The 24,161-nt window shown below is 72.5% G+C and carries 25 protein-coding genes; 15 read left to right on the forward strand and 10 right to left on the reverse strand.

Translation table 11 applies throughout. The annotated features are described in order from the left end of the window. Entirely contained in the window at positions 1–648 is a 648-nt protein-coding gene (locus tag QP939_RS05560; protein WP_285455468.1) for a rhomboid family intramembrane serine protease, read from the forward strand. Between the two features lie 3 nt (positions 649–651). On the opposite strand, the gene QP939_RS05565 is transcribed toward QP939_RS05560, so the two are convergent. Beyond that, entirely contained in the window at positions 652–1,431 is a 780-nt protein-coding gene (locus QP939_RS05565; protein WP_285455469.1) for an alpha/beta fold hydrolase, read from the reverse strand. A 137-nt stretch (positions 1,432–1,568) separates the two neighbouring features. Here QP939_RS05565 and QP939_RS05570 point away from each other — a divergent pair, with 137 nt between their 5' ends. Next, entirely contained in the window at positions 1,569–2,291 is a 723-nt protein-coding gene (locus QP939_RS05570; RefSeq protein ID WP_285455470.1) for a trypsin-like serine peptidase, read from the forward strand. A gap of 62 nt (positions 2,292–2,353) precedes the next feature. Here QP939_RS05570 and QP939_RS05575 read toward each other — a convergent pair whose 3' ends face one another. After that, positions 2,354–3,178: a hypothetical protein gene (locus QP939_RS05575; RefSeq protein WP_285455472.1), complete on the reverse strand. Its 825-nt coding sequence runs from the start codon at positions 3,176–3,178 to the stop codon at positions 2,354–2,356. 176 nt (positions 3,179–3,354) lie between these two features. Beyond that, the gene (locus tag QP939_RS05580) at positions 3,355–3,984 is read right to left on the reverse strand and encodes a TetR/AcrR family transcriptional regulator (protein ID WP_285455474.1); all 630 of its coding nucleotides are present in this window, start codon (positions 3,982–3,984) and stop codon (positions 3,355–3,357) included. Between the two features lie 84 nt (positions 3,985–4,068). Between QP939_RS05580 and QP939_RS05585 the strand changes: the two genes are divergently transcribed. The 6 genes from QP939_RS05585 to QP939_RS05610 all read left to right on the forward strand — a co-directional run bounded on the left by QP939_RS05585 (position 4,069) and on the right by QP939_RS05610 (position 9,620). Continuing rightward, positions 4,069–5,766: an alpha/beta fold hydrolase gene (locus QP939_RS05585; RefSeq protein ID WP_285455475.1), complete on the forward strand. Its 1,698-nt coding sequence runs from the start codon at positions 4,069–4,071 to the stop codon at positions 5,764–5,766. 296 nt (positions 5,767–6,062) lie between these two features. Further along, positions 6,063–6,503 carry a hypothetical protein gene (locus tag QP939_RS05590; protein ID WP_285455476.1) on the forward strand — a complete coding sequence of 147 codons (441 nt, stop codon included), beginning with the start codon at positions 6,063–6,065 and terminating at the stop codon, positions 6,501–6,503. A gap of 124 nt (positions 6,504–6,627) precedes the next feature. Further along, the gene (locus QP939_RS05595) at positions 6,628–6,903 is read left to right on the forward strand and encodes a hypothetical protein (RefSeq protein WP_285455477.1); all 276 of its coding nucleotides are present in this window, start codon (positions 6,628–6,630) and stop codon (positions 6,901–6,903) included. A gap of 23 nt (positions 6,904–6,926) precedes the next feature. Continuing rightward, positions 6,927–7,532: a TetR/AcrR family transcriptional regulator gene (locus QP939_RS05600; RefSeq protein WP_285455478.1), complete on the forward strand. Its 606-nt coding sequence runs from the start codon at positions 6,927–6,929 to the stop codon at positions 7,530–7,532. Further along, a complete protein-coding gene (locus QP939_RS05605; protein ID WP_285455479.1) occupies positions 7,529–8,584 on the forward strand; it encodes a Glu/Leu/Phe/Val dehydrogenase dimerization domain-containing protein in 1,056 nt (351 codons plus the stop codon). Before QP939_RS05600 ends, QP939_RS05605 begins: the two co-directional genes overlap by 4 nt. Positions 8,585–8,591: 7 nt before the next feature. Continuing rightward, positions 8,592–9,620 (forward strand): LLM class flavin-dependent oxidoreductase, encoded by a 1,029-nt coding sequence (locus tag QP939_RS05610; RefSeq protein WP_285455480.1) that lies wholly within the window; start codon positions 8,592–8,594, stop codon positions 9,618–9,620. Here the strand turns inward: QP939_RS05610 and kstD are convergent. Both kstD and QP939_RS05620 read right to left on the reverse strand, forming a co-directional pair. Next, entirely contained in the window at positions 9,617–11,350 is a 1,734-nt protein-coding gene (kstD, locus tag QP939_RS05615; protein WP_285455481.1) for a 3-oxosteroid 1-dehydrogenase, read from the reverse strand. The two genes, QP939_RS05610 and kstD, sit on opposite strands and share 4 nt — an antisense overlap. Before the next feature lie 141 nt (positions 11,351–11,491). Further along, complete coding sequence (locus QP939_RS05620) at positions 11,492–12,682, reverse strand: cytochrome P450 (RefSeq protein WP_285455482.1); 1,191 nt, start codon at positions 12,680–12,682, stop codon at positions 11,492–11,494. A gap of 190 nt (positions 12,683–12,872) precedes the next feature. Between QP939_RS05620 and QP939_RS05625 the strand changes: the two genes are divergently transcribed. Further along, positions 12,873–13,577 (forward strand): SDR family NAD(P)-dependent oxidoreductase, encoded by a 705-nt coding sequence (locus QP939_RS05625; protein WP_434219671.1) that lies wholly within the window; start codon positions 12,873–12,875, stop codon positions 13,575–13,577. A 10-nt stretch (positions 13,578–13,587) separates the two neighbouring features. After that, positions 13,588–14,313 carry a nucleotidyltransferase domain-containing protein gene (locus tag QP939_RS05630; protein WP_285455484.1) on the forward strand — a complete coding sequence of 242 codons (726 nt, stop codon included), beginning with the start codon at positions 13,588–13,590 and terminating at the stop codon, positions 14,311–14,313. Here the strand turns inward: QP939_RS05630 and QP939_RS05635 are convergent. After that, complete coding sequence (locus QP939_RS05635) at positions 14,310–15,590, reverse strand: 6-phospho-beta-glucosidase (protein WP_285455485.1); 1,281 nt, start codon at positions 15,588–15,590, stop codon at positions 14,310–14,312. The genes QP939_RS05630 and QP939_RS05635 overlap by 4 nt on opposite strands. A 99-nt stretch (positions 15,591–15,689) precedes the next feature. Between QP939_RS05635 and QP939_RS05640 the strand changes: the two genes are divergently transcribed. The 3 genes from QP939_RS05640 (at position 15,690) to QP939_RS52170 (ending at position 19,177) form a co-directional block, all read left to right on the forward strand. After that, on the forward strand, positions 15,690–16,715 hold the full coding sequence (locus QP939_RS05640) for a carbohydrate kinase family protein (RefSeq protein ID WP_285455486.1): 1,026 nt from the start codon (positions 15,690–15,692) through the stop codon (positions 16,713–16,715). Positions 16,716–17,171: 456 nt separating this feature from the next. Then, positions 17,172–17,972 (forward strand): heavy metal-binding domain-containing protein, encoded by an 801-nt coding sequence (locus QP939_RS05645; protein WP_285455487.1) that lies wholly within the window; start codon positions 17,172–17,174, stop codon positions 17,970–17,972. Next, positions 17,969–19,177, forward strand: coding sequence for a heavy metal-binding domain-containing protein (locus QP939_RS52170; protein ID WP_434219634.1), 1,209 nt, complete (start codon positions 17,969–17,971; stop codon positions 19,175–19,177). Before QP939_RS05645 ends, QP939_RS52170 begins: the two co-directional genes overlap by 4 nt. Here the strand turns inward: QP939_RS52170 and QP939_RS05660 are convergent, their stop codons facing one another. Then, a complete protein-coding gene (locus QP939_RS05660) occupies positions 19,178–20,029 on the reverse strand; it encodes an alpha/beta fold hydrolase (RefSeq protein ID WP_285455488.1) in 852 nt (283 codons plus the stop codon). Positions 20,030–20,131: 102 nt separating this feature from the next. Here QP939_RS05660 and QP939_RS05665 point away from each other — a divergent pair, with 102 nt between their 5' ends. Both QP939_RS05665 and QP939_RS05670 read left to right on the forward strand, forming a co-directional pair. Further along, on the forward strand, positions 20,132–20,683 hold the full coding sequence (locus QP939_RS05665; RefSeq protein ID WP_285455489.1) for a CGNR zinc finger domain-containing protein: 552 nt from the start codon (positions 20,132–20,134) through the stop codon (positions 20,681–20,683). 27 nt (positions 20,684–20,710) lie between these two features. Further along, positions 20,711–21,118 carry a VOC family protein gene (locus QP939_RS05670; protein WP_285455490.1) on the forward strand — a complete coding sequence of 136 codons (408 nt, stop codon included), beginning with the start codon at positions 20,711–20,713 and terminating at the stop codon, positions 21,116–21,118. A 120-nt stretch (positions 21,119–21,238) separates the two neighbouring features. Here the strand turns inward: QP939_RS05670 and QP939_RS05675 are convergent, their stop codons facing one another. The 3 genes from QP939_RS05675 to QP939_RS05685 form a co-directional block, all read right to left on the reverse strand. Continuing rightward, entirely contained in the window at positions 21,239–21,994 is a 756-nt protein-coding gene (locus QP939_RS05675) for an SDR family NAD(P)-dependent oxidoreductase (protein ID WP_285455491.1), read from the reverse strand. 74 nt (positions 21,995–22,068) lie between these two features. Next, complete coding sequence (locus QP939_RS05680) at positions 22,069–22,653, reverse strand: GTP cyclohydrolase II (protein WP_285455492.1); 585 nt, start codon at positions 22,651–22,653, stop codon at positions 22,069–22,071. Next, positions 22,650–24,116 carry a PfkB family carbohydrate kinase gene (locus QP939_RS05685; RefSeq protein WP_285455493.1) on the reverse strand — a complete coding sequence of 489 codons (1,467 nt, stop codon included), beginning with the start codon at positions 24,114–24,116 and terminating at the stop codon, positions 22,650–22,652. The genes QP939_RS05680 and QP939_RS05685 overlap by 4 nt, the downstream gene beginning before the upstream one ends. Positions 24,117–24,161 lie beyond the last annotated feature (45 nt).

Here is a 24,161-nt window from a genome sequence, read left to right on the forward strand (position 1 = left end):
ATGAGCACGACCGGAGAGGGCGGCACGGCGGAGGCGATGATCGCCGAGGCGAAGAAGGCCCTGTGGGTGATGGTCGGCCTGCTGGGCCTGCTGTGGGCGATCCAGATCGTCAACGCGCTCGGCGGCTACGACCTCAGCCGGGAGTTCGGCATCGAGACGCGCGACCCGGCGTCGCTGCCGGAGATCTTCACCGCGCCCCTGCTGCACTACGGCTGGGACCACATCGAGGCGAACTCGGGCCCGCTGTTCGTGTTCGGCTTCCTCGCCGCCTACCGGGGCGTGAAGAAGTGGCTCGGCGTGAGCCTGCTGATCGTCGTGGCCAGCGGCCTCGGGATCTGGGTCATCTCGCCGTCGTCGGCGGTCACGGTCGGGGCCAGCGGCCTGGTCTTCGGCTACTTCGGCTACGTCATCGTGCGCGGCCTGTTCGACCGCCACCCGATCGACATCGTGATCGGCCTGGTGCTGGCGTTGTGCTTCGCCTACCAGTTCACGTCCCTGCTGCCGACCGAGGAGGGCGTCAGCTGGCAGGGCCACCTGTTCGGCTTCGCCGGCGGCATCATCGGCGGCTGGCTGTTCCGCGACCGCCGTCCCCGGGCGGCCGCCGCCCCGGACGCGGCGACCACGCTGCTGCCCAAGGACCCCGCTTAGGCGTCACACCTCGCCGAACTCGAACACCGCCCGCACGAACTGGTCCGGGTCGAAGTCCATCGCCTGGTGCGCCTGGCCCACCATCGGCACGACGTCGGCGCCGGGGATCCGCTTCGCCACGTCCTCGGCCGCGAGGCGCAGGTACTCCGGGCTCTCGGTCCCGGCGAAGAGCCGGACCGGGATCGTGATCTCGCCGAGCCGGTCGTCGAAGACCATCGCCTCGACCACCTCCAGCTCGCGCGGGATCGTGCGTGCGGCGGCCACGCGGGCCCGCCAGACCGGCGTGCCCCGCATCGCCTCGACGTCCGCCGCGGGCAGCCGGAGCGCCTCCCGCAGGAAGATCATCAGGATCTCTTCCGGGTCCTCGGCGGCCCGCATGCGGGCCCGCGCGTCCGGACCGACGACGACCTCCCCCGGCTTCGGCCGCGGCGGCTCGTACGCGACGAGCTTCTTGACCGCGCCCGTCCGCCGGACACCTTCCAACGCGCACAACGCGCCGTAGGAGTGCGCGACGAGGTAGACGTCGCCCCCGGCCGCTTCGGCCACCGCCGCGATGTCCTCGCCTTCGCGCCGGATGTCGTACGCGGCGGCCTCCTCCCGGCTGAGCCCGCGGCCGCGGCGGTCGACGAGGTGGAGGCGGTAGCGCGCCGCGAGCCGGTCGCGGACCGTGGCCCAGCGCGTGTGGTCCGCGCCGGTGCCGTGGACGAGGACCAGCGGCGGGCCGTCGCCCAGCGTCTCGAACCCGACGACCGTGCCGTCGGCTGACCTGACCGAACTCGACATCCCCCGAGGCTAACGACGCCGGCCGCGGTTCCGGCCGTCCCGCACCGAAGACCGCGCCATCGGGCAGCCGCTGTGAGGTCCCTGTGGATCGGGCCGCGCGGGCTGCCGATCCGCCGCCGCTGTGGTGGTCTTGAGGCGTGGTGATCCAGTTCCTGCGGGCGGCGGCGGTGGCGGCCGTGGTGGTGACCGGCCTGACCGCCGGCACCGGCACGACGGCCGACGACGCCTACGCGGCCGGGGAGCCCGCCCCAGCCCCTCCCGCACCGGCTGCCCCCGCTAAGTCCCCGGTCGGCGCGTTGTTCGCGAACGGAAGCCATTTCTGCACGGCGAGCGTCGTGCACTCGAACACCGGTGATGTCGTGCTCACGGCCGCCCACTGCGTGCGGGACGGAATGAGTTTCGCGCCCGGTTACCACGACGGGATCGCGCCGTTCGGAATGTGGACCGTGACCGGGGTGGCCGTCGCCGACGGCTGGACTTCGTCCGCCGATCCGGATCTGGATTTCGCGTTCCTGACCGTTCAGCAGGCCGGAAACCCGGCTTCACTGGAAAGCGTCACCGGCGCGAACGTGCTCGGCGTCAATCGCGGATTCACCCACCGGATCACCCTCACGGGCTACCCCGACACGACCGATTCCCCGGTCGTCTGCGAAGGGGACACCACGCGATCCGACACCTTCCAAATGCGCGTCGCGTGCCCCGGTTTCCCCGACGGCACCAGCGGCGGGCCGTGGGTGACCGACGGCGCGGTCATCGGCGTCATCGGCGGCTACCAGCTGGGCGGCGCCACCCCGGACGTCTCCTACAGCGCCTATTTCGACGACGACATCGCGAAGCTCTACGCCTCGGTCTCCGGCTGAAAACGCGAACCGGGCCCGTGTCCCTGGCGGAGGACACGAGCCCGGTTCACCTCTCGAGAAGCTCAGCAGCTCACGATGAGCCCGGTGAGCGCCGAGCACGTCTTCGACGCGCTGTCGTTGGCGCTGTTGGGATCCGTCGGCGAGCTCGCCGTCCGCACGGCCGTCGCGGTGTACGAGCCGAGGGCAAGCAGGCCGCCGTTGACCGAGAACTTCGCCGTCGCCGAAGCACCGCTGGCCAGCGAAGCGACGTCGCAGTTCAGCGTGCGGGTGGTGCCGACGCGGACGCAGCCGGTCGCGCTCGCCAACGACGTCCCGGACGGATACGTTGCCACGACCCGGATCCCGGACGCGGCCGACGGGCCGGAGTTCGTCACGGTGAGCGTGTAGTCGATGCGCGCGCTCAGCCCGCCGTGCCCGCTCGCGGCGAGCGCGACCTTGACGTCGGCGAGCGTCGTCGGCTGGCCGATCGTGATCACCGGGCCGTCGGTGCTCGTGAAGGCGTAGTTGTCGCCGACGAACTGGTGCCGCAGGGTGAACTCGCCGGGCGCCGCGGTTTCCTTGACGCGCAAGGTGAACGTGACGGTCCGGGTCCCGCCCGGCTCGACGTCGCCGACCGGCCCGCGGTAGCTGCCGTCGTACACGTAGCAGTCCGCGGTGGTGCCGGCGCACGACACCAGGTCGGCGAGGTCGGTGAGCGCGGTCGGCTTCGCGGAAATAGCCGCCTTGCCACCGGTCACCGGGAAATCGAGTTCGTTGTACAGGGTTTCCGTGACGGTGAATGTCTGTCCCGGCAGCACGGTTGTGGGACTGACTTCGACAGAACTGGGGGGCAGCGCCGCTTCCGCGGCGGGTGCCGTCGCGATGAAAGCCGTGGCCAAAGCGGCCACCGAGGACAGGATCGTGGTCCGTCGCCAGCTTCGTTGCATAGTCGTGATCTCGCTGTTCCGGTCCGGGAATGCCGCTATGACAGGTGATGCGTGGTCTCTTTTGGACAGCCGACGCTGATCAGTCGTCGCGCTCCCGGAATTCGTTACCGCCATCCGGCGGCGCCGCGGCGGGTCCGTCAGGAGGGACGCCAGCGGCCGTTCATCTCACCCGGGCGCGGCGGCGGGCCCGGCAGGTCCGGCCCGTCCCCGGCGGCCAGCCCGGCCAGGAGCATCGCGAGGTAGCGGCGGCGCAGCTGCCGGGTGCGCTCCGGGTCGTCGACCCGGATCGACGAGCAGCACTCGAGGATCATGCCGATGTCCTCGGGGACGGCGTCGGCGCGCAGCCGCCCGGACTCGCGCGCCCGCTCGACGATCTTGGCCGACAGCTCGTTCGCCCGCTGCGCGTCGATCCCCATCTCGGGCGTCGGGGTGAACGTGCCGGCGAGGTGCACGGTCAGCGAGTGCACGTCGGCGTCCACCACCCGGCCGAGGAACCGCTCGAACGCCGTCCAGCCGTCGGGCTCCTCGGCGGCGGTCTCGGCCTCGGCGATGTACCGGCGGAGCCCGTCGTGGCAGAGGCGGCAGAGCAGGAGCTCCTTGCTCGGGTAGCGCCGGTAGAGGGCGCTGATGCCGACGCCAGCGCGCTCCGCGACCTGTGAGATCGGCGCCTTCGGGTCGTTCAGGAAGACGTGGCGGGCGGCGTCGAGGATGACGACGTTGTTGCGGGCGGCCTGCCCGCGGCGGCCAGGGAGGGCGGTTTCCGGCATGCCCGGAGATTACCACTGGAACGGATCGTTCCGCTCTGCTACAGTTCGGAACGAAGCATTCCGTTCCAGTCTGAGGAGCCAGTCATGACGGTCCCCGCCCTCCGCCCGTTCCGCGCCGAGGTCCCCCAGTCCGCCCTCGAGGACCTGCGGGGCCGCCTGCGCCGGGCGCTGTGGCCGGACGACCTGCCCGCCGAATACGGCGTCACGAACGAGCGGGTCCGCGCGCTGGCCGAGTACTGGCTGGAGAAGTTCGACTGGCGGGCGTTCGAGGCGCGGCTGAACGCGTACCCGCAGTTCGTCACGGAGATCGACGGCGAGACGATCCACTTCCTGCACGTCCGCTCGTCCCGTGCGGACGCGACGCCGCTGGTGCTGACGCACGGCTGGCCGGGCTCGGTGGTCGAGTACCTCGACGTGATCGGCCCGCTGACGGAGCCGGAGTCGGCCGAGGCACCGGCGTTCCACCTGGTCATCCCGTCGCTGCCGGGCTTCGGGTTCTCGGGCCCGACCCGCTCGGCGGGCTGGGGCACGCACCGCACGGCGGCCGCGTGGGCGGAGCTGATGGAGCGCCTCGGGTACGCGTCGTACGGCGCGGTGGGCAACGACGGCGGGTCGATGATCTCCCCGGAGATCGGCCGGCTCGCGCCGGAGAAGGTCGTCGGGGTGCACGTGACGCAGCTGTTCTCGTTCCCGTCCGGCGACCCGGCGGAGATGGCGGACCTGAGCGAGGCCGACCAGGCCGCGCTCGCGCACCTGCAGTGGTTCTACGAGAACATGTTCTCCTTCAACCAGCTGCACAGCCAGCAGCCGCACACGCTGGCGTTCGCGCTGGCCGACTCCCCGCTGGCGTTGCTGGCGTGGAACGCGCAGCTGTTCGGCGAGCACCTGGACCCGGAGTTCGTGATCGCGAACGTGGCGCTGTACTGGCTGACGGGCACGGGCGGCTCGTCGATCCGCTTCTACTACGAGAACGCGCACGCGACCGAGCAGCCGGCGGGCCCGACGACGGTCCCGACGGGTCTGGCGATGTTCGCCGGCGACTTCCAGTCGATCCGCCGGTTCGCCGAGCGAGACCACGCGAACATCGTGAGCTGGAACAGCTACGACGTGCGAAGCGGCAGCGGCGGCCCCCGAGACGCGGCGGGCCACTACGCGGCCCACGAGGCGCCGGAGGTCCTGGTCGCGGACATCCGCCAGTTCTTCGCGGGCCTCGACCGCTGGCCGCTGCTGACGGCAGCGCACGAAGCCCTGCGCGCGGCGGTGACGGGGGTGACGGACTGGTCGTTGCCGACACCGTGCTCGGCGTGGACCGCAACGCAGGTCCTCCAGCACGCGGCGGGCGACCAGCTGGGCTACGCGGCGTTCATCACGGGATCGGGCGGCCCCGACTTCGACCCGTTCGCCCCGTCCGGCGAGCTTTCGGGAACGCCGAGCGACTTCCTGGAGCCGACACTGACGGCGGCGGCAGCAGCGTTCGCGACGGTCGCCTCCGATGCGACGGCGGTCCCGACGCCGTTGCCGCAGGGAGCCCTTCCGGCCCCGGTTGCGGTGGGCGCGGCGGCGTTGGACGCGGCGGTGCACGCATGGGACATCGCGGTGGCGACGGGCCAGCAGTCCCCGCTGACCCCGGAGCTGGCGGCGGCGCTGCTGCCGGTGGCGAAGGAGCTGGCGGAACCGTTGCGAGGCTTCGCGTACGCGGCGGCTTTGGCGAGTGAGGCGGGCGACGACGCGGCGGCGGAGCTGCTGCGGTACCTGGGCCGCGATCCCCTGTGGACGGCTTGAGCGAAGGTCCGTGAAGGCCTCATCGGGGAGACTCGGTGGGGCCTTCCCGATGGCGCGGGCCCGGTCAGCTCGCACTCGCGCGGACCGGCCCACTTCCCGGGCGCCTCAGCCGATCGCGATGCCGCCAACGCCTGGTAAGCCTGCTCCCCCAACAACTCCGCCTGCTTCCGCCGCCTCGGCCAACCGCCGCACACCCGCTCCCCCAACAACTCCCCACCCGCGCCCGTGGGCCACCGCAGCCGCACTCCCCGAAAACCCGTTGCCCCCCAACAAATACCCCGCTTACCCTGGCCGCCATGACGAACCGGCCCTTCCGGTGGGACCTGGTGCGTCCCGACCAGGTCGGGACGCTCCTCGACAACGCCGAAGAACCGCACCTCTGGTTCCTCGACGACCTCACCACCTGCACCGCCAAGGTCCTGGCCCGCTGCGCCGACGGCGAACTCCACTTCGTCGGCCGCTCGCTCGACAGCATGCACGATCTCCTCGGCGGCGCCCTCGAACGCACCTCGTGGCGCGCCCGCGTCCACCAGCTTCCCTTGTCCCTCAAGGCGACCGGCGACCTCGAACCACCAGACGTCAAGCTGCTCCGGGAAAACCTCGCCGCAGCCGGGATCACGCCCTTCTCCCTCGCTCGGGGCACGCGGCCCACCGTCTTCGCCGATCTCGTCTGCGACGGGGACACCTTCACCGAGGCTCTACCGCCAACTCCGCGACTGGATCGACGAGGACCGTGAAGCCTGGCACGTCATCCGGCGGAAGCTGCGGTTCGTCGGCGTCACTTCGCGGCAGCCGACCCGGCCGGATGCCTGGCGGTGGCAGGAAGGCGTCACCTGGACCGGGGAACTGCCCGCCGCCGCCGTGCGGAACGTCTCGCTCTCGCCCGCCGTCTGGTCCTACTTCGGGGACCACCAAGCGAAACTCACTCCCTCCTTTCCCCGCCAGCGGTGGACCGACGAAACCGTCCGGATCCCCGACCACGGCAAGGCGACGCGGCGCGCGCTCGCCGAAGCCTTCGCGCTCGTCGATGCCGGGCGGTCCGCCTCCGTGCGGGAACGGCTCGTGCGGACCATCGTCGGCGAACCCGCTCGCGGGGAACCCTGGCTGCGGGCGCTCGTCACCGAGCTCGGGGGCTGACCGGGAGCCGGTACGGTGACCGCATGAGGCGCAAGGCCGTCGCCGTGCGGCGGGAGGAGATCGTGCTCGCCGCGCTCGATCAGATCCGGGCCCGGGGCATCGCCGGCGTGCGGGCGGCCGACGTCGCCGCCGCCCTCGATGTCAGCACCGCCTTGATCTTCTACCACTTCGGCACCCTGGAGGCGCTCGTCATCGAGGCGTTCCGGCAGGCCGCCGAGAAGAACCTCGCCGCCCTGCGCGACGCCCTCGGCCGCGACGGGACCGTCGACACCCGCCTCCGCGCCGTGCTGGCCCTGTACGCACCGCCCGGTCCCGGCTGGGAACTGTGGATCGAAGCGGGCGCGGCGGCCATGCGGGACATCCGGCTGCGCGACGTCCTGCAGCGGCTCGACCTGCGGTGGCGCGACGCCGTCGTCTCGCTCATCACCGAAGGCGTCCGGACCGGCGAATTCCGGTGCCCGGACCCGCGCGGCGCGGCCTGGCGGCTGACCGCGCTGCTCGACGGGCTCGCCGTGCAGGTCGTCGCCCGCGACGGCACCGTCACCGCGGCCGACTGCGCGCGGTGGACCGAGCAGGCACTGGCGCACGAACTCGGCGTCGCTGCCGAAGACCGGCGGGACCGGCGGTGAACGAACCCGCCTTGCTCGAAGTGGCGTGGACCGACCCGGTCACCGGGTGCCGGGGTTACCTGGTGATCGACCGGCTCGTCCGCGGCGTGGCCAGCGGCGGCCTCCGGATGCGCCGCGGCTGCTCGCTCTTCGAGGTCCGCGGCCTGGCCAGGGGCATGACGCTCAAGGAGGGCCTCAACTACGACCCCGACGGCCGGTACGTCCCGCTCGGCGGCGCCAAGGGCGGCATCGACTTCGACCCGTACGACGAGCGCGCCCGCGACGTCGTCGCGCGCTACCTGCGGGCCATGCGGCCGCTGATCGAGCGGTACTGGACCATGGGCGAGGACCTGGGCCTGCGGCAGGACGTCATCGACGGGATCATCGCCGAGATCGGCCTGCTCAGCTCGGTGCAGGCGGTCTACCCGCTGCTCGAAGACCGCGACGCGGCGACGGCGCGGCTGGCGGCGGCGTTCCGGGTCGAGGTGGGCGGCCTCGGGCTGGACGAGCTGGTCGGCGGGCTCGGCGTCGCGCAGGCGACGCTGACCGGCCTCGCCCTGCTCGGCCTGACCGGGTCGAACCGCGCGGTGGTGCAGGGGTTCGGCTCCATGGGCGGGGCCACCGCGCGGTTCCTCGCCGAGGCCGGGCTGCGCGTGGTCGCCGTCTCGGACGTGCGCGGGGTCGTCGCCAACCCCGGCGGCCTCGACGTCGAGCACCTGCTGCGGCACCGGGACCGCTTCGGCGGGATCGACCGCGACCACCTGAAGCCCGGCGACGAGCTGCTGCCGCCGGAGGCGTGGCTCACCGTCCCGGCCGAGGTCCTGGTCCCGGCGGCGATCTCCTACTGCGTCGACGGCGACAACCAGGCCCGGATCGGCGCGAAGCTCATCGTCGAGGCGGCGAACCTGCCGGTGACCGCGGACGCCGAAGAGCGGCTCGACGCGCGCGGCATCCGCGTGATCCCGGACTTCGTGGCCAACTCGGCGACGAACTCATGGTGGTGGTGGACCCTGTTCGGCGACGCCGCTTCGGCTCCTGACCTCGGGGAACGAATCAGCCCCCTAGATAGTTGAACGCTCTATGAAACTTGGCATCTACAGCTTCGGCGACCGCGCGCCGGACCCGCACACAGGCGAGCAGCCGTCCGTCGCCCGGACGCTGGCCGACACCCTTGAGCGGATCAAGCTCGCCGACGAGCTGGGCCTCGGCTTCTACGGCCTCGGCGAGCACCACCTCGACCAGTACGCGATCTCCAACCCCGGCACCGTCCTGGCCGCCGCCGCGAGCGTCACGGACCGGATCACCCTCAGCTCCGCCGTCACCGTGCTCAGCACCGAAGACCCGGTGCGCCTCTACCAGCAGTTCACGACCCTCGACCAGCTCAGCCACGGCCGCGCCGAGCTGCTCGCCGGGCGCGGGTCGTTCACCGAGTCCTTCCCGCTGTTCGGCAACGACCTCGGCGACTACGACGAGCTCTTCGAGGAGAAGCTGGCCCTGCTGCTGCGGATCGACCGCGAAGACCCGCTGACCTGGTCCGGCAAGTTCCGGCCGCCGCTGGAGAACGCGCGGATCCTGCCCCGGCCCTACGGCGAGCGCCTGCGCATCTCCGTCGGCACCGGCGGCAACCCCGAGTCCTCGATCCGGGCCGGGCTGCTGGGCCTGCCCGTGGTCTACGCCGTGATCGGCGGCCGTCCCGAGCGGTTCGCGCCGCTCGTCGACCTCTACCGCCGGGCCGGGGAAGCCGGGGAGCACCAGCCCGAAGACCTGCACGTCACCATGGGCGCCATCGGGTTCATCGCCGAGAAGTCGCAGGACGCGAAGGAGAAGTTCTACCCGTACTGGCTCGAGACGATGAAGTACGGCGCCCGCGCCCGCGGCTGGGCGGTCCCGACCCGCGCGGAGTACGACGAGTACACCCGCGACGCGCAGGCGTTGTTCGTCGGCAGCCCGCAGGAGATCGCCGAACGCATCATCGCCGTCGGCAAGCTCACCGGCGCGGCCAGGTACGCGATGCAGATGGACTGGTCGGGCGTGCCGCACGCCGACGTCATGCGGGCCATCGAGCTGCTCGGCACCGAGGTGCTCCCGTTGGTGGAAAAGGAGTTCTAGACGTCGTTCCCGGCGATGTACCCGAACGTCATCGCCGGGCCGATGGTCGAGCCCGCGCCCGCGTAGCTGTGGCCCATCACCGCCGCGCTCGCGTTGCCCGCCGCGTACAGGCCGCGGATCACCGTGCCGTCCGGGCGGAGCACGCGCGCGCGGGCGTCCGTGCGCATGCCGCCCTTCGTGCCGAGGTCGCCCGGGACGAGCTTGAACGCGTAGAACGGCGGTGCCCACAGCGGCGCGAGGCAGGAGTTGGGCAGCACCAGCGGGTCGGTGTAGTAGTGGTCGTACGCGCTGGCGCCGCGGTGGAAGTCACTGTCCACTCCGGACCACGCGAAGCCGTTGAACCGGTCCACAGTGGACTTCAACGCCGCCGGGGGCACGCCGATCTTCGCGCCGAGGTCCGGGATGCTCGACGCCTTGACCACCGCGCCCGCCGAGTACCACGCGTCGGGGAACGGCAGCAGCGGCAGGATGTCGCGGAACAGGTACTTGTTCCGGTAGTTCTGGTCGACCACCAGCCACGCCGGGATGTCCGGCGCCACCGGGTTCTGGTCGTACATCGTGTGCACGACGTCGCTGTAGGGCGCGGCCTCGTTGACGAACCGCCGCCCGGCCTGGTTGACGATCAGCCCGCCGGGCAGGGTGCGCTCGGCCAGGCAGAAGTACGGGTCGCCGGGGGTCGGGATGGCCGGGCCCCACCACGCGTCGTCCATCAGGTCGAGCGCCGCGCCCGCGCGCTGCCCGGCGCGATGGCCGTCGCCGGTGTTCTCCTTGGCGCCGACCGTCCACGCGGTGCCGATCGGCTGCCGCTGGTACTGCGCGCGCATCGCCGCGTTGTGCTCGAACCCGCCCGAACCGACGATCACGCCGCGCCGGGCGCGCACCAGCCCCTGCGGCACCAGCACGCCGGTGACCGCGCCGCCTTCGACGTTCAGGTCGACGAGCGGGGTGTTCAGCCACACCGGGACGTTCGCCGCGAGCAGCCCGGCCCGCAGCCCGGCGGCCAGCGACTGACCCATGGTGAGCGGCTTCTGCCCGGCCAGCGCCGCGGCGGTGCCGCGGGCGAGGCACGCGGCGGCGACCGCGGCGCCTTTCGCGTTCACCGCGGCGAGGTTGAGCCACTTGTAGTCGGCGCTGAACACGACCATCCCGGCCGGCGTCGCGAGGTAGGGCGGGTTCAGGTTCGCCAGCTCCGCGCCGAGGACGTTGCCGTCGAGCTGGTCCGGTTCGATCGAGCGGCCGTTCGGCAGCCCGCCCGGCAGCTCCGGGTAGTAGTCGCTGTAGCCCTCCATCCAGCGGAACCGCAGCGGGCTGTTCGCCAGCACGAACGCGATCATGTCCGGGCCGTGGCGCAGGAACGCCTCCTGCCGCGCGGCCGGGACGTCCGGGCCGACGACGGCGGCGAGGTACTGCGCGGCCTTCGCCGGCGTGTCCGGCACCCCGGCCGCCAGCAGCACCGGGTTGTTCGGGATCCAGATCCCGGCACCGGAGCGGGCCGCGGAACCGCCGAACGTCGGCGCCTTCTCGAGGACGACGACGCTCAGCCCGCGCTTGGCCGCCGTCAGCGCCGCGGTCATCCCGGCCGCGCCGGAGCCGGCCACGACGACGTCGTACTCCCCCAGCAGCGGCGCGGCGCCCGCGGACGGCGCCGCGGCGACCCCGGCCGTCACGGCGAGGCCCACGCCCGCGGCGGTGCCGCGCAGGAGCTGGCGGCGGGTCAGGTCGGCATCCATGGCGCACTCCTCGCTCGCGGACGGCGAGGGCCATGATCTCGGCCAGGACGTCGAACTGAAACAAGTTCTACCCACTTGGCGCAGCCGCGCACGGGCGCGCTCGACCGGTCGCGCCAACCGCGGACGACATTCGGCGCAGCCTCACGCCACCCAGGTCACCGGCACCTCCTCGGGCCCGCACACCGACAGCGGCGGCCGCCAGACGACGGATTCGGGCGACACGGCCAGGTCGAGCCCCGGCAATCGGTCGACGAGCGTCCGCACCGCGATCTCGCCTTCCAGCCGGGCGAGCGCGGCGCCGAGGCAGAAGTGGATGCCGTGGCCGAAGCCGAGCTGCGGCGCGTTCTTGCGGCGGATGTCGAACGCGGCCGCGTCCGGGAACACGTTCTCGTCCCGGTTCGCCGCGCCGGTGTGCGCCAGCACGGCGTCGCCGCGCCCCACGACGCAACCGGCCAGCTCGACGTCTTCGAGCGCGACGCGCAGCAGCGACACCTCCGCCGGGCTGTCGTACCGCATGATCTCTTCGACCGCACCGGACGTCAGCGCCGGATCGGCTCGCAGCGCGGCCAGCTGCTCCGGATAGCGGCACAGCAGGAAGATCCCGGTCGAGATCAGGCTGACCGTCGTCTCGTGCCCGGCCAGCAGCAGCTGGGTCGCGAGGTCGATCAGCTCGGCTTCGGTGAGCCGGTCGCCGTCTTCGTCGCGGGCGTGCACGAGCGCGCTCAGGAAGTCCCCGGCCGGGGCCGCCCGCTTGGCCGCGACCAGCTCGGCCATGTCGTGCGCCCCGTCGCGGCGCGCCCGCTCGACGTCGGCGGGCGCGTGCTGCATCGGCGTCACGATCACCCGCGACCACCGCCGGAAGCGTTCCCGTGCGGCGAAGGGCACGCCGAGCAGTTCGCACATCACGGCCGTGGGCAGCGGGAACGCGAACTCCTCGACGAGGTCGGCCGGCGGTCCGTGCGCGACGAGCGTGTCGACCAGGTCGTCGGCAATCTCCTGGATCCGCGGCCGCAGCGCGGCGATCCGCCGCACGGTGAACGCCTGCGCGGACAGGCGGCGCAGCCGGGTGTGGTCGGGCGGGTCGAGGTTGAGGATGCTGCGCTCGCCGGTGGCGAAGTCGCCGGGTTCGATCAGGCACGGCGCGCCCGGGTAGAGCAGGTTGCGGCTGAACCGCGGGTCGGCCAGCACCGTGCGGACGTCGTCGTAGCGGGTGACGAGCCAGCCCTCGTGCCCGCTCGGGAAGGCGATCCGGGACAGCGGCGGGTGGCCGGCGTAGACCGCCCCCATCGGGACGGCAGGGTGGTCCTTCTCGGCGGGGTAGGCAGCGGTCATGGCGCCGATGATGGGCGCCGCGTCCGGCGTGGCGGAAGACGGGCGGGCACGGAAGACCCGAGCGGCCGCCGAACTTCGCCCGGACGGCCGCCTCTTCGTCTGTCGCTCGTGGACACCTAAGTTGACGCCACCCTCAAGTTGTGGCTAACTTGAGGACACTCTCAACTTCAAGGAGGTCCTCTTGCCGAAGGTGCTCGCCGTCCTGGGTGTCGGCCCCGGGCTCGGCCTGTCGATCGCGCGCCGCTTCGGCCGCGAAGGGTTCACGACGGCGCTGGTCTCGCGCACCGACGCGCGCCACGCGACCTACCGCGCGTCGCTGGCCGGGATCACCGCGCCCACCTACACCGCCGACGTGACCGACGAAGCCCAGCTCAAGGAGGTCCTGGCCCGCATCACGGCGGACGTGGGCGAGATCGACACGGTGTACTTCGGCCCGGCGGACGCCGGCGCCGGGCCGGACCTCACCCCGCTGCCCGAAGCCGGAGCCGACGCCGTGCGGCGGCCGTTCGAGTCGCTCGTGCTCCCGGCGGTCCGGTTGGTGGAGGCGGTGCTGCCGGGCATGCGGGCGCGCGGCTCGGGGGCGCTGTTCTTCGCCGGTGGCCTGAGCGGCAAGTACCCGATGCCGATGCTGGGCAGCCTCGCCCCGGCGTCGGCGGCGCTGCGCATGTACGTCCTCACGCTCAACGCCGCCTTGCGCGACACGGGCGTCTACGCCGGAGCGCTGACGATCGGCGGCCTGATCGAGCGCGGCGACATCCACCGCATGTTCACCGAGCAGGACTTCGGCATCACGGCGGGCACGCTCGACCCGGACGCCATCGCCGAGCGGGCGTGGTCGATGTACGTCGAGCGCGGTGAAGCGGAAGCGGAGTTCACCGCGATGACCGCGGTCTAGCCTGGGGCTCATGTACACGTCCGAGGAGCGGAACCGGCTCCGCGACGCGCTGGTCGAGGCGGCCCGGTCGGACGAGCGCGTCACCGGCGCCGCGCTCACCGGCTCGGCCGCGCTCGACGCCGAAGACGCGTGGTCCGACATCGACCTCGCCTTCGCCGTTTCCGGTGACCCGGCGCCGGTTCTCGCGGACTTCACCGCGCGGATGCACCGCGACCACGGCGCCGTGCACCACATGGACGTCGTGTTCGAGCGCACGGTGTTCCGCGTGTTCCTGCTCGCGAACACCCTCCAGGTCGACCTGGCGTTCTGGCCGGAAGCGGACTTCGGCGCGACCACGCCGAAGTTCCGGCTGCTGTTCGGGACGGCTCGGGAACGCGAACCCGCGCGGCCGCCGGACGCGCGGCGGCTGATCGACCTGGCCTGGCTGCACGCGCTGCACGTGCGGTCGAGCCTCGAACGCGGCCGCGGCTGGCAGGCCGAGTACATGGTCGGCCGGGTCCGGGAGTACGCGCTGGCGCTGGCCTGCCTCCGCCACGGCGTCCCGGCGGTCGAAGGCCGGGGCCTCGACCAGCTGCCCGCAGCCGTGCTCGCGCCGTTTTCGGAAACGCTCGTCGGGAGCCTCGGCGACGTCGGACGGGCTTTCCGCGCAGTCATCGAGCTGCTCATCGGCGAGATCGGCCACGTCGACGCCGAGCTGGCTTCCCGGCTGGCGCCGTTGCTGCGGGAGCTTTGCTAAGCCAGGTAGGAAAGTTCCGGGTGCGCGGCGGCGTAGGCGTCGAGCAGCCGCCGCGCCACGGGGACCGAGCCGACGAGCGGGTGCAGCGCGAACGCCCGCACCGCCGCGTCCCGTGAACCGGTGGTCGCCGCTTCGATCGTCGCGCGTTCGACCGCCTTGACCGCGGTCACCAGGCCGAGTGCGTGGTCGGCGAGCGGCTCGGCGGCGATCGGGTGGGCGCCGTTCGCGTCGACGACGCACGGGACCTCGACGACCGCGTCGCCGGGCACACCGGGGAGCGCGGAACCGTTGCGGAAGTTGAGGATCAGCGTGGTGCGCTCACCGCGGGCCAGGGCGCGCATCAGGGCTAGTGCGACTTTCTCGTAGCCGCCGCCGTCGAGGTCTTCGGCGTCCCGCTCCCCTTCGCGCGTCTCGGCCATGTACGTCGCTTCACGTTCCAGGCGCGTGCGTTCCCACGACGCCAGCGACGGTTCCGCGTAGAAACCGCGTTGCTGCTCCAGCAGGAACGCGCCGCGCGACTCGGCGTTCTCGTGGGGGAAGTAGTAATAGTGCAGGTACTCGTTCGGGATGCTGCCGAGGGCGCGCAGCCAGGCGGCGCCGAAGAGCTTGCCTTCCTCGAAGGACTCCAGGGCGTCCGTGTCGGCGAGCAGGCGCGGCAGGACGTCCTCGCCGCCGACGCGGACCGCGCGGAGCCAGCCGAGGTGGTTGAGGCCCGCGTAGTCGAACCACGCCGTCGCGGCGTCGATCCCGAGCGCGCGGGCGACGCGGCGGCACAGGCCCACCGGCGAGTCGCAGATCCCGAGGACGCGGCCGCCGAGGTGCGCGGACATCGCCTCGGTGACCATCCCGGCGGGGTTGGTGAAGTTGATGACCCAGGCGCGCGGAGCGAGTTCGGCGATCGTCCGCGCGAGGGCGACGGCGACCGGGACGGTCCGCAGCCCGTAGGCGATCCCGCCCGCGCCGACCGTCTCCTGGCCCAGCACGCCGTGTTCGTGGGCGATCCGCTCGTCGAGTTGCCGCCCGCGCAGCCCGCCGACGCGCACGGCGGAGAACACGAAGTCCACATCGGACAGTGCGGTGGCGAGGTCGGTCGTGGTGCGCACCCGCGGCGCGGCGGGGGCCCCGGCGGCCTGTTCGGCGAGGACCCGTTCGACGGCGGCGAGGCGCCCGGCGTCGACGTCGTGGAGGACCAGCTCGGTGACGTCCCCGCCGGTCAGCAGCGCGCGGTGCACCAGCGGCACGCGGAACCCGCCGCCGCCCAGGATCGCGAGCCTCACGCGGCGACGATAGCAGGATCCCCTGGACGAGACCGGCTGCTCTTGCGGATTCCGCGCCGCTGACGCACGCTCGTGCGCACCGACCCCCTGGAGGCGCCCGTGCCGGCTGAGCCCGCTCCCGACATCGATGTCTTCCTGTCCGGCCTGCTGTTCTTCGACCTGGTGTTCACCGGGCTCGAACACCCGCCGGCGCCGGGCACGGAGGTGTGGACGGGCGGCATGGGCTCGGGGCCGGGCGGCATCGCGAACTTCGCGGTGGCGCTGAGCCGCCTGGGCTTGCGGACGTCTTTGGCGGCGGCGTTCGGCACCGACGTCTACGGGCGGTACTGCTGGGACGTGCTTTCGCGGCAGGAGCACATCGACCTGTCCCGGTCCCGGCGGTTCCCGGAGTGGCACTCGCCGGTGACGGTGTCGCTGGCCTACGCGGGCGACCGCGCGATGGTGACCCACGGCCACGCCCCGCCGGTGCCGGTGGCGGAGCTGGCGGGCTCACCCCCGCCGAGCCGCGCGACGGTCGCCCACCTCGGCCTCGACACGGCGGACTGGGTCCACACGGCGCACCAGGCGGGCAGCCTGGTGTTCGCCGACGTCGGCTGGGACCCGTCCGAGGCGTGGTCGCCGGCGTTGCTCGAGCAGCTGGCGTGCTGCCACGCGTTCCTGCCGAACGAGATCGAGGCGATGCGCTACACGCGAACGGAAACCCCCGAAGCCGCTTTGTCGACACTGGCCGAGCTGGTCCCGATCGCGGTGATCACCCGTGGTGGTGAAGGAGCGTTGGCGGTGGACGGCACGACGGGCGAGACGGCGTCGGTCCCGGCGCTCCCGGTGGAGGTGCTGGACGCGACGGGCGCGGGCGACGTGTTCGGCGCGGGCTTCGTGGCGGCGACGCTGACGGGCTGGCCGTTGGCGGAGCGGCTCCGGTTCGCGTGCCTGACGGCCAGCCTCTCGGTCCAGCACTTCGGCGGAGCGCTGGCGGCCCCGAGCTGGCACGAGATCGCGCAGTGGCACGCGCGGAACCGCCGCCCGGAGTACGGGTTCTTGGACGAGGTGCTCCCCTCGGAGACGGTCGCGGGGATCCGCCGGGGCCCGGTGACCCTGGGCTTCGGCGACGACAGCTGGCGTTAGCGTCGGCGGTCGGCGGACCCCCCGCGGCGGCCGGTGCGCCGGGCCGAATCGCCACCGCACCCCCTTAAGCCGCGCCGCTCACGGCCGCATCGCCGCCCACCCGCCAAAGCCCGCACCGCGCACCGCCACCCACGCGCCAAAGCCGCGCCGCCCGACCAGCACCCGCCGCGCCACCACCCCCGCCATGCCCACTGCGCCCGGCCGCACCGCGCCCGCCGCCGGGCCGAATCACCGCCGCCCCCCTTAAGCCGCGCCGCTCACGGCCGCACCGCCACCCACGCGCCAAGGCCGCGCCGCCCGTCGCCACCCACGCGCCAAAGCCGCGTCGCCACCCAGCCCGCGGCGACACCGGCCCCCACCAGGAGCGGGACCTTCCGGACATACCCCGTCGATCGCCGCGGCCGGGTCGGGAACCGTGCCACGATGGTGTGGAGAGTGCCGAGGGAGGTGGTCCGCGTGCCCGCTTGGGACGGTCGTGGCCTGCCGCCCGTCGCGCGGGCTCGGCTTGACCGCTTCCGCTCCTCCGGGCTCAAAACCTCGCTGCTCACCGTGCCCGGCGCCGTCGGGGCCGAGGTCGCCGGCTTCACCGCGGTCGGGGAAGTCATGGGCTGCGTCGTGCAGCAGGTCGGGTGGACCGACCTCGGCCAGTGGGCCGCCGACCAGGTCCGGCAGCTGGCCGACATGCTCCGGCACGGCTACGCGACCGCCCTCGACCGGCTCACCGAGGAAGCCACCGCCCTCGGCGCCGACGGCGTGCTCGGCATCCGGTTCACCGTCACCCCGCTCGACGGCGTCATGCAGGAGTTCGTCGCGCTCGGCACCGCCGTGCGCGCCGACACCCGGCAACGGCCGCGGCGGTTGTTCACCACCGATCTGCCCGGGCAGGACGTCGGCAAGCTCGTGCGGGCCGGCTGGGTGCCCGTGCGGGTCGCCGTCGGTGTCGCCGGGCGGGGCGGCTTCGACTACTTCATGCGGTACCAGACCAACTCGTGGGCCGGGAACGTCGAAGTCGACACCGCGACGAAGGTCGTCACCGAAGTGCGGGCCGCGGCGCGGGCCGAGTTCGCGCGCGCCATCCGCGACAGCGGCGCCGACGGCGGCATCGTCTCCGGCATGCGGCTGCGGGCCTGGCCGGTGCAGGACCTCGCCGTGGTCGGCATCGCCAGCGTGACCGGCACCGCGATCGCCCGCTTCCACGAAGGCCGCGCCGCGCCGACCGGCGCGCTCAAGATCCTGCCGTTGAGGGAGACTCCGTGACCACCGAGCAGCAGATCCCCGAGGACGCGATGCGGCGGCTCGCCGAGATGCGCCCCGGCCAGAAGACGAGCCTGTTCACCTCGGACCTCAGCGTCAACGAGTTCCTCCTCGTGCGCGAAGCCGGCTTCCGGCCGCTCGGGCTGGTGCTCGGCTCGAGCATCTACCACGTCGGGTTCCAGATGGGCCGCTGGAGCAAGAACCAGGAGATGGACCGGCTTTCGCAGGCGATGTACCACGCGCGCGAGCTCGCGATGTCCCGGATGGAAGCCGAGGCGGACGTCCTCGGCGCGGACGGCATCGTCGCCGTCCGGCTCGAGATCGAGTTCAAGGAGTTCGGCAGCGACCTCGCCGAGTTCATCGCCGTCGGCACGGCGGTGAAAGCCGACGAACCCGGCGAGTGGCGCAACAACACCGGAAAACCGTTCACCTCCGATCTGTCCGGACAGGACTTCTGGACGCTGGTCCAGGCCGGCTACGCGCCGCTGGGCATGGTGATGGGCACCTGCGTCTACCACATCGCGCACCAGCGGTTCCGGCAGATGATGGGCAACATCGGCCAGAACGTCGAGATCCCGCAGTACACCGAGGCCCTCTACGACGCGCGGGAAGCTCGCGATGTCCCGCATGCAGGCGGAAGCCGAACAACTGGAAGCCGAAGGAATCGTCGGCGTGCAGCTGCTGTCCCTGCCGCACCGGTGGGGCGGCCACACGACGGAGTTCTTCGCGATCGGCACCGCCGTGAAACCGCTGCGCGCCGACCACCGCATCGCCAAGCCGCAGCTCGTGCTGCCGCTCACCGACTGATGGGCGGCGAGCTGGACTTCCACCTGCTGGTGGCGGCGCTGCGCACGGACCGCGCCGACGTCGAGTCCTACCACCGGGTCCTGTCGGAGACGCTCGGCAGCGCGCTGCCGCCGGGCATGGTCGAGGTGGCCCGACGCCGGACGTTCGCCGACCGCGTCGCGGGCCGCGCCGGTCAGCCGGTCTCGGTGCGGGTGCGCACCACCGACCGCGTGCTGGTGCTGAGCGCGGGCGCGCACGGCGGGGTCGCGGCGGAGATCCACCAGGTCGTCCGCGGCGTGGTGATCAGCCGGAAACCGGTCGCGATCGACGGCTGGCTCGCCGCATTGGCCGAGGAGCTGACGAAGCTCGCGGCGAAGGACGCGAACGCCCGCGACGCGCTCTCGCGGCTCCTCGGCGGCTGACTACCCCAGCACCCGGCCCAGGAAGCCGCGCACGTACCCGGCGATCGTGTCCAGGTGCGTCTCCAGCGCGAAATGGCCCGCGTCGAGCAGGTGGATCTCCGCGTCGGGCAGGTCGCGGGCGTAGGCGCGGGCGCCGTCGGCGACGAAGATCTCGTCGTTGCCGCCCCACACCGCCAGCAGCGGCACCCGGCTGGTGCGGAAGTACTCGTGGAACTTCGGGTACAGGCCGATGTTGTGGTGGTAGTCCGCGAGCAGCGCCTGCTGGATCGCGGCGCCGCCGGGCCGGTCGAGCAGGGCCTGGTCGTGGATCCAGACGTCCGGGCTGACCAGCTCCGGGTCGGGCGACCCGTCGAGGTACTGCGCCTTCGTCGCTTCCAAGGTGACCATGGCGTCCAGGTCGTCCTCGGTCAGCGTGCCCGCGGCGAGCCGCTGCGGCAGCCCGGCGCCGAGGCCCTCGACGTAGGCGTTGCCGTTCTGCGTGACGATCGCGGTGACGCGCTCCGGGTTGGCGGCCGCGATGCGCAGGCCCACCGGCGAGCCGAAGTCCTGGATGTAGAGCGCGAACCGGCCGAGGCCGAGCTGGTCGAGCAGGCCGAGGGTGAGCTCGGCGAGGGCGTCGAAGGTGTAGGTGAACTCCTCGACCGGCGGCGCGTCGGACGCGCCCGCGCCCAGGTAGTCGGGGGCGACGACGTGGTAGCGGTCGGCCAGCGCCGGGATGAGGTGCCGGTACATGTGCGAGCTCGTCGGGAAGCCGTGGAGCAGCACGATCGTGGGGGCGTCGGCGGGCCCGGCCTCCCGGTAGAACAGCCGGTGCCCGGCGACGGTGGCGTAGCGGTGGTGGACGGCGACCATGGGTTTCTCCTCACGTCTCATGGATACTTTTTCATTTATCCATGAGACGCGGTAGGCTGTCAACGGGTCGGGGAAACTGGTTCCGGAACTCGGGAGGCGAACGTGGTCACAGCGGCACCCGGCGAAGAGCGCTCACCCGCGCTGGCGCTGGTCAACTCGAGGCGCGTCGGCGAAGTCGACGACCTCGCCGCACCCGAGGAGGCGGCCGCCTGGCTGCGCCGTCACGAACTCCCGGCCGTCGCCGTCGGCGCGGACGACCTGCGCCGCCTGACGGACCTGCGCGCCGCCGTCCGGGAACTGCTCGCCGCGCTGGCGGAGGACCGCCCGCCCGCCGCCACCGCCGTCGAGACGGTGAACGCCGCCGCGCGCGCCGACGCCGCCGCGCCCCAGCTCGTCTGGCCGCGGAAGGAGTGGCGCAGCACCCGGCCGGGGACCGTCGACGAGGTGGTGGCGACGCTGGCCCGCGACGCGATCGACGTCGCGGGCGGCGACCTCGGCCGCCTGGTGCGCCCGTGCGAGGCCCACGGCTGCGTGCGGTTCTTCTTCCGCGAGCACGCCCGCCGCCGCTGGTGCTCGACGACGTGCGGCGACCGGGTCCGCGCGGCCCGCCACCAGCGCCTCGTGGTGGAGCAGCGGGAGGCCGGACGCGAGTAGCGTGGGGCGACGGCGAAAGGACGCGCGATGGACTGGACGCTCGAAGTGGTGGTCGTGCCGGTGTCCGATGTGGACCGGGCGAAGGCCTTCTACGCCGATCGGCTCGGCTTCACCCTCGACCACGACCGGACGTTCGACGAGCACACCCGGATCGTCCAGCTGACCCCGCCGGGCTCGGGCTGCTCGGTGGTGTTCGGCAAGGGCGCGGTCCCCGAGATGCCGCCGGGGTCGCTGCGCGGGCTGCAGCTGGTGGTCAAGGACCTGCCGAAGGCCCACGCGCAGCTGCGCGAACGCGGTGTCGACGTCGGCGAGATCCAGGTCTACGGCATGGGCGACTGGGACGGCCGAGCCGACCTGGACAACGTCGGGTTCGTGAACTTCGCCGACCCGGACGGCAACACGTGGGCCGTTCAGCAGATCTCGGCACGCCACTAGGGCCGGTATCGAAGGCGGGTGGAGCCGCTCGGCGATCGCGGCCCGGCTCGTCAAAGGTCTTGAATGAGTCATTCAGGTCTTCGGAGGTCCTGAATGACTCATTCAAGACGTCGGCAGGTCCTAGTCCACGAGGGCACCACAGCTGACGTTGACCGTCGACGCGGTCATGGAGCGGGCGCGGTCGGAGGCCACGAAGGCGGCGACGGCCCCGACGTCGGCGAGGGTGGCCGCGCGGCCGAGCATGGTCTTGCCGGTGATGCTCTCCTCGATCACCCGGCGGCCGGCGAAGTCGGCCGGGATCGTCTCCGGGATGCCGCCGGTCCGCAGCGTCACGGTCCGGACGCCGTGCGGCCCCAGCTCGGCGGCGAGCTGGCGGCGCATGGCCTCGAGCGCGTGGAAGGCGACCTGCAGGCCGCCGACGGCGAACTCGCGCACGGGATCCGCGTCCCCTCCGAAGAAGAGGATCACCCCGGACCCCCGCGCGGTCATGTGCCGCGCCGCCGCGCGGGCGGTGAGGAAGTGGGTCCGGACGGCGGTGACGACCGGCCGCTCGTAGTCGGCGAGGCTCATCTCGACCAGGGGTGTGCCCTGGACGTCGTCGTGCGTGATGAGGTTGAAGGAGATGTCGATCCCGCCCCGGGCGGCGACGGCGTCGGCGTGCTCGTCGACGGCCCGCTCGTCGAGGGCGTCCACTTCGGCGGCCTCGGCCGCTCCCCCGGCGGCCCGGATCCGCTCGGCCACTTCGGCCAGCCGGGCGCCGGTCCGCCCGGCGAGGAAGACGGTGGCGCCTTCCTCGGCGAAGGCGGTGGCGACGGCGGAGCCGATCCGCCCGGCGCCGCCGTAGACGATCGCGTTCTTTCCGGCGAGCAACGTCATGGTTCCCTCCGATGTCCGGGTGCGGTCACCAGGGCGTCGAACGGAGGTGCCCGGAATCGACACGGGCGCGGAACTCAAGCCGAGCGGATGACGTGCCCATGGACGCTCTTGGCCGCCAGGTACTTGAGCGTCTCCCCGCTCGGCTCCGGCTGCACCAGCTGGCACATCTCGGCCTTGATGCCGACCGCCCCGAGCGCGGCCAGCTTGTCCGGGTTGTTGGTCAGCAGCCGGACCGCGCCGAGGCCGAGCTCCTTCAGCAGATCCGCCGCGGCCGAGTAGTCCCGGCTGTCGGCTTTGAATCCGAGCGCCGCGTAGCTCGCGAAGGTGTCGAGGCCTTCTTCCTGCGACAGCTTGTAGCCCTGCGCCTTCACCAGCAGGCCCGCACCGCGGCCCTCCTGGTCCAGGTACACCAGCACCCCCGCCCCGTGCTCCCGGATGATCCGCAGGGATTCCTGCAGCTGCCACCGGCAGTCGCAGTTCGTCGACTCGAAGATCTCGCCGTACACGCACCGGGAATGGATCCGCACCGGGCAGCCGTCGGACGGCTCGCCGTACACCGCCGCGGACGGCGGGTTCAGCCGCCCGGAGCCGTCGTCCATGACGACCGCGCGGAAGGGTCTGCCGTCCGCCTCCAGCTTGTGAACCACCGCTCCGGTCACGGGATCTCCAGGTTCTGGTCGGTCTCGAGGGTGCGCTCGATCTCGTCCGAACTCGGCATCGAGTCGGCGATCTCGTCGAGCGACGGGTTCGTCACCATCGCCGCGATCGCCCAGTGCAGAGCTTCCTCGCGGCTGCGGCCGGCACCCTCTTGGATGAGTTTTCGGATGAGCGCCGCGGAGAAGGCTTCGCGGACGCCTGGAGCGTCGTCGAGCGGGACCGGCGGGCCGTCCAGGTCCTCGGAGATCACGCTCGAGCGGATCCTACAACCGAAGCCTTCGAGGACGCAGACCGCGCCCACCCCCAAGGCGAGCAGCATCCGGGCCAGCTCGTCGACCGTGCGCGGACTGTCCGGATCGGACAGCAGCTTGCGCAGCTCGCGTTCGCGGCCGACGAGGTAGTCGACCCCGCGCAGGTGCCGGTAGAGCTGCTGCGGCGAGTCGCGGGGCGGCGAAGCCAGCAGCAGCACCAAGGGTTTCTGCTTCTGCGCGGCCGCGGTCGAGAGGGCCCACTTGATCGTGTCCATCGGCGGCTCGAGCGTGACCAGCACGGCGTCGGCCGCCGCCATCGCGTCCCGCACCCGCGGCGCGCGAAGGTCCTCTCTGGACAGAGCGACGCCGGATTCGTTCATCCACCCGACGTACCGGGCGTTCCCGTTCGGGTCGACCACCACCAGCGCCCGCGGGGTGGCCTCGCCCGGCGTCTCCCGGACCAGTTCGGTGGACAGGCCCTCGTGGCGCAGGTACTCCACCAGCTCGCGGGCCTGCGAGTCACCGCCGATCGCGGCCACCAGCGAGGCTTCGAGCTCCATGCGCCGGGACGCGACCGCGAGGTTGAGCCCCTTGCCGCCCGGGTGCACGTCGAACGAACGGGCTTGGACCGCGTCCCCGATGTCGGGCCAGACGTCGGAGACGACGACGTGGTCGACCGTCGCGCCACCCACGACCACGACCGAGCCGACCGTCTTCCCGGCGGGCTCCTCGGCCGGCCGGACGTCGTCGACGCAGCGTTCGGCGAGCGCGCCCAGCGTCCGCGTCTCGATCGAGCCGCGCAGGCTCCGGACCGTCGGGGCCGGGTAGTCGCTCGTGGTGCCGAGCAGCTCGTGCAGCACGTCCCAGCCGTCGGCCAGCGCGCGGCGCCGCTCGCCGAGGTCGTCGGCGTACAGCCGCTCGACCTCGGGCCGCTCACCCACGCGCGCGCGGACGACACCGAGCGCCAGCGCGGCGTCCGCGATCAGCAGGTCGGTGGACTCGAGCGCGGCGACGGCCGCGGTCACCACGGCGACGATCGCCTGACCCTCGGTCGCGCCGGTTTCCCGGACGTGGCGGCGGACGGCGGGCAGCTCGGCGAGCACGCGGACGTCGACCTCGGTCGTGTCGAGGCGCTCGACGGTGAGCCCGCTGCGCGTCCTCAGCTTCAGCAGCACGCTCCGGACGCCTTCGACGTTGGCGTCGTACCTCGCCATCGACTCAGCCTACCCCCTCCCGTGTCACTTGCCCTCTCCTGCCCG

The organism is Amycolatopsis nalaikhensis (assembly GCF_030264295.1).
GTDB lineage: Bacteria > Actinomycetota > Actinomycetes > Mycobacteriales > Pseudonocardiaceae > Amycolatopsis > Amycolatopsis nalaikhensis.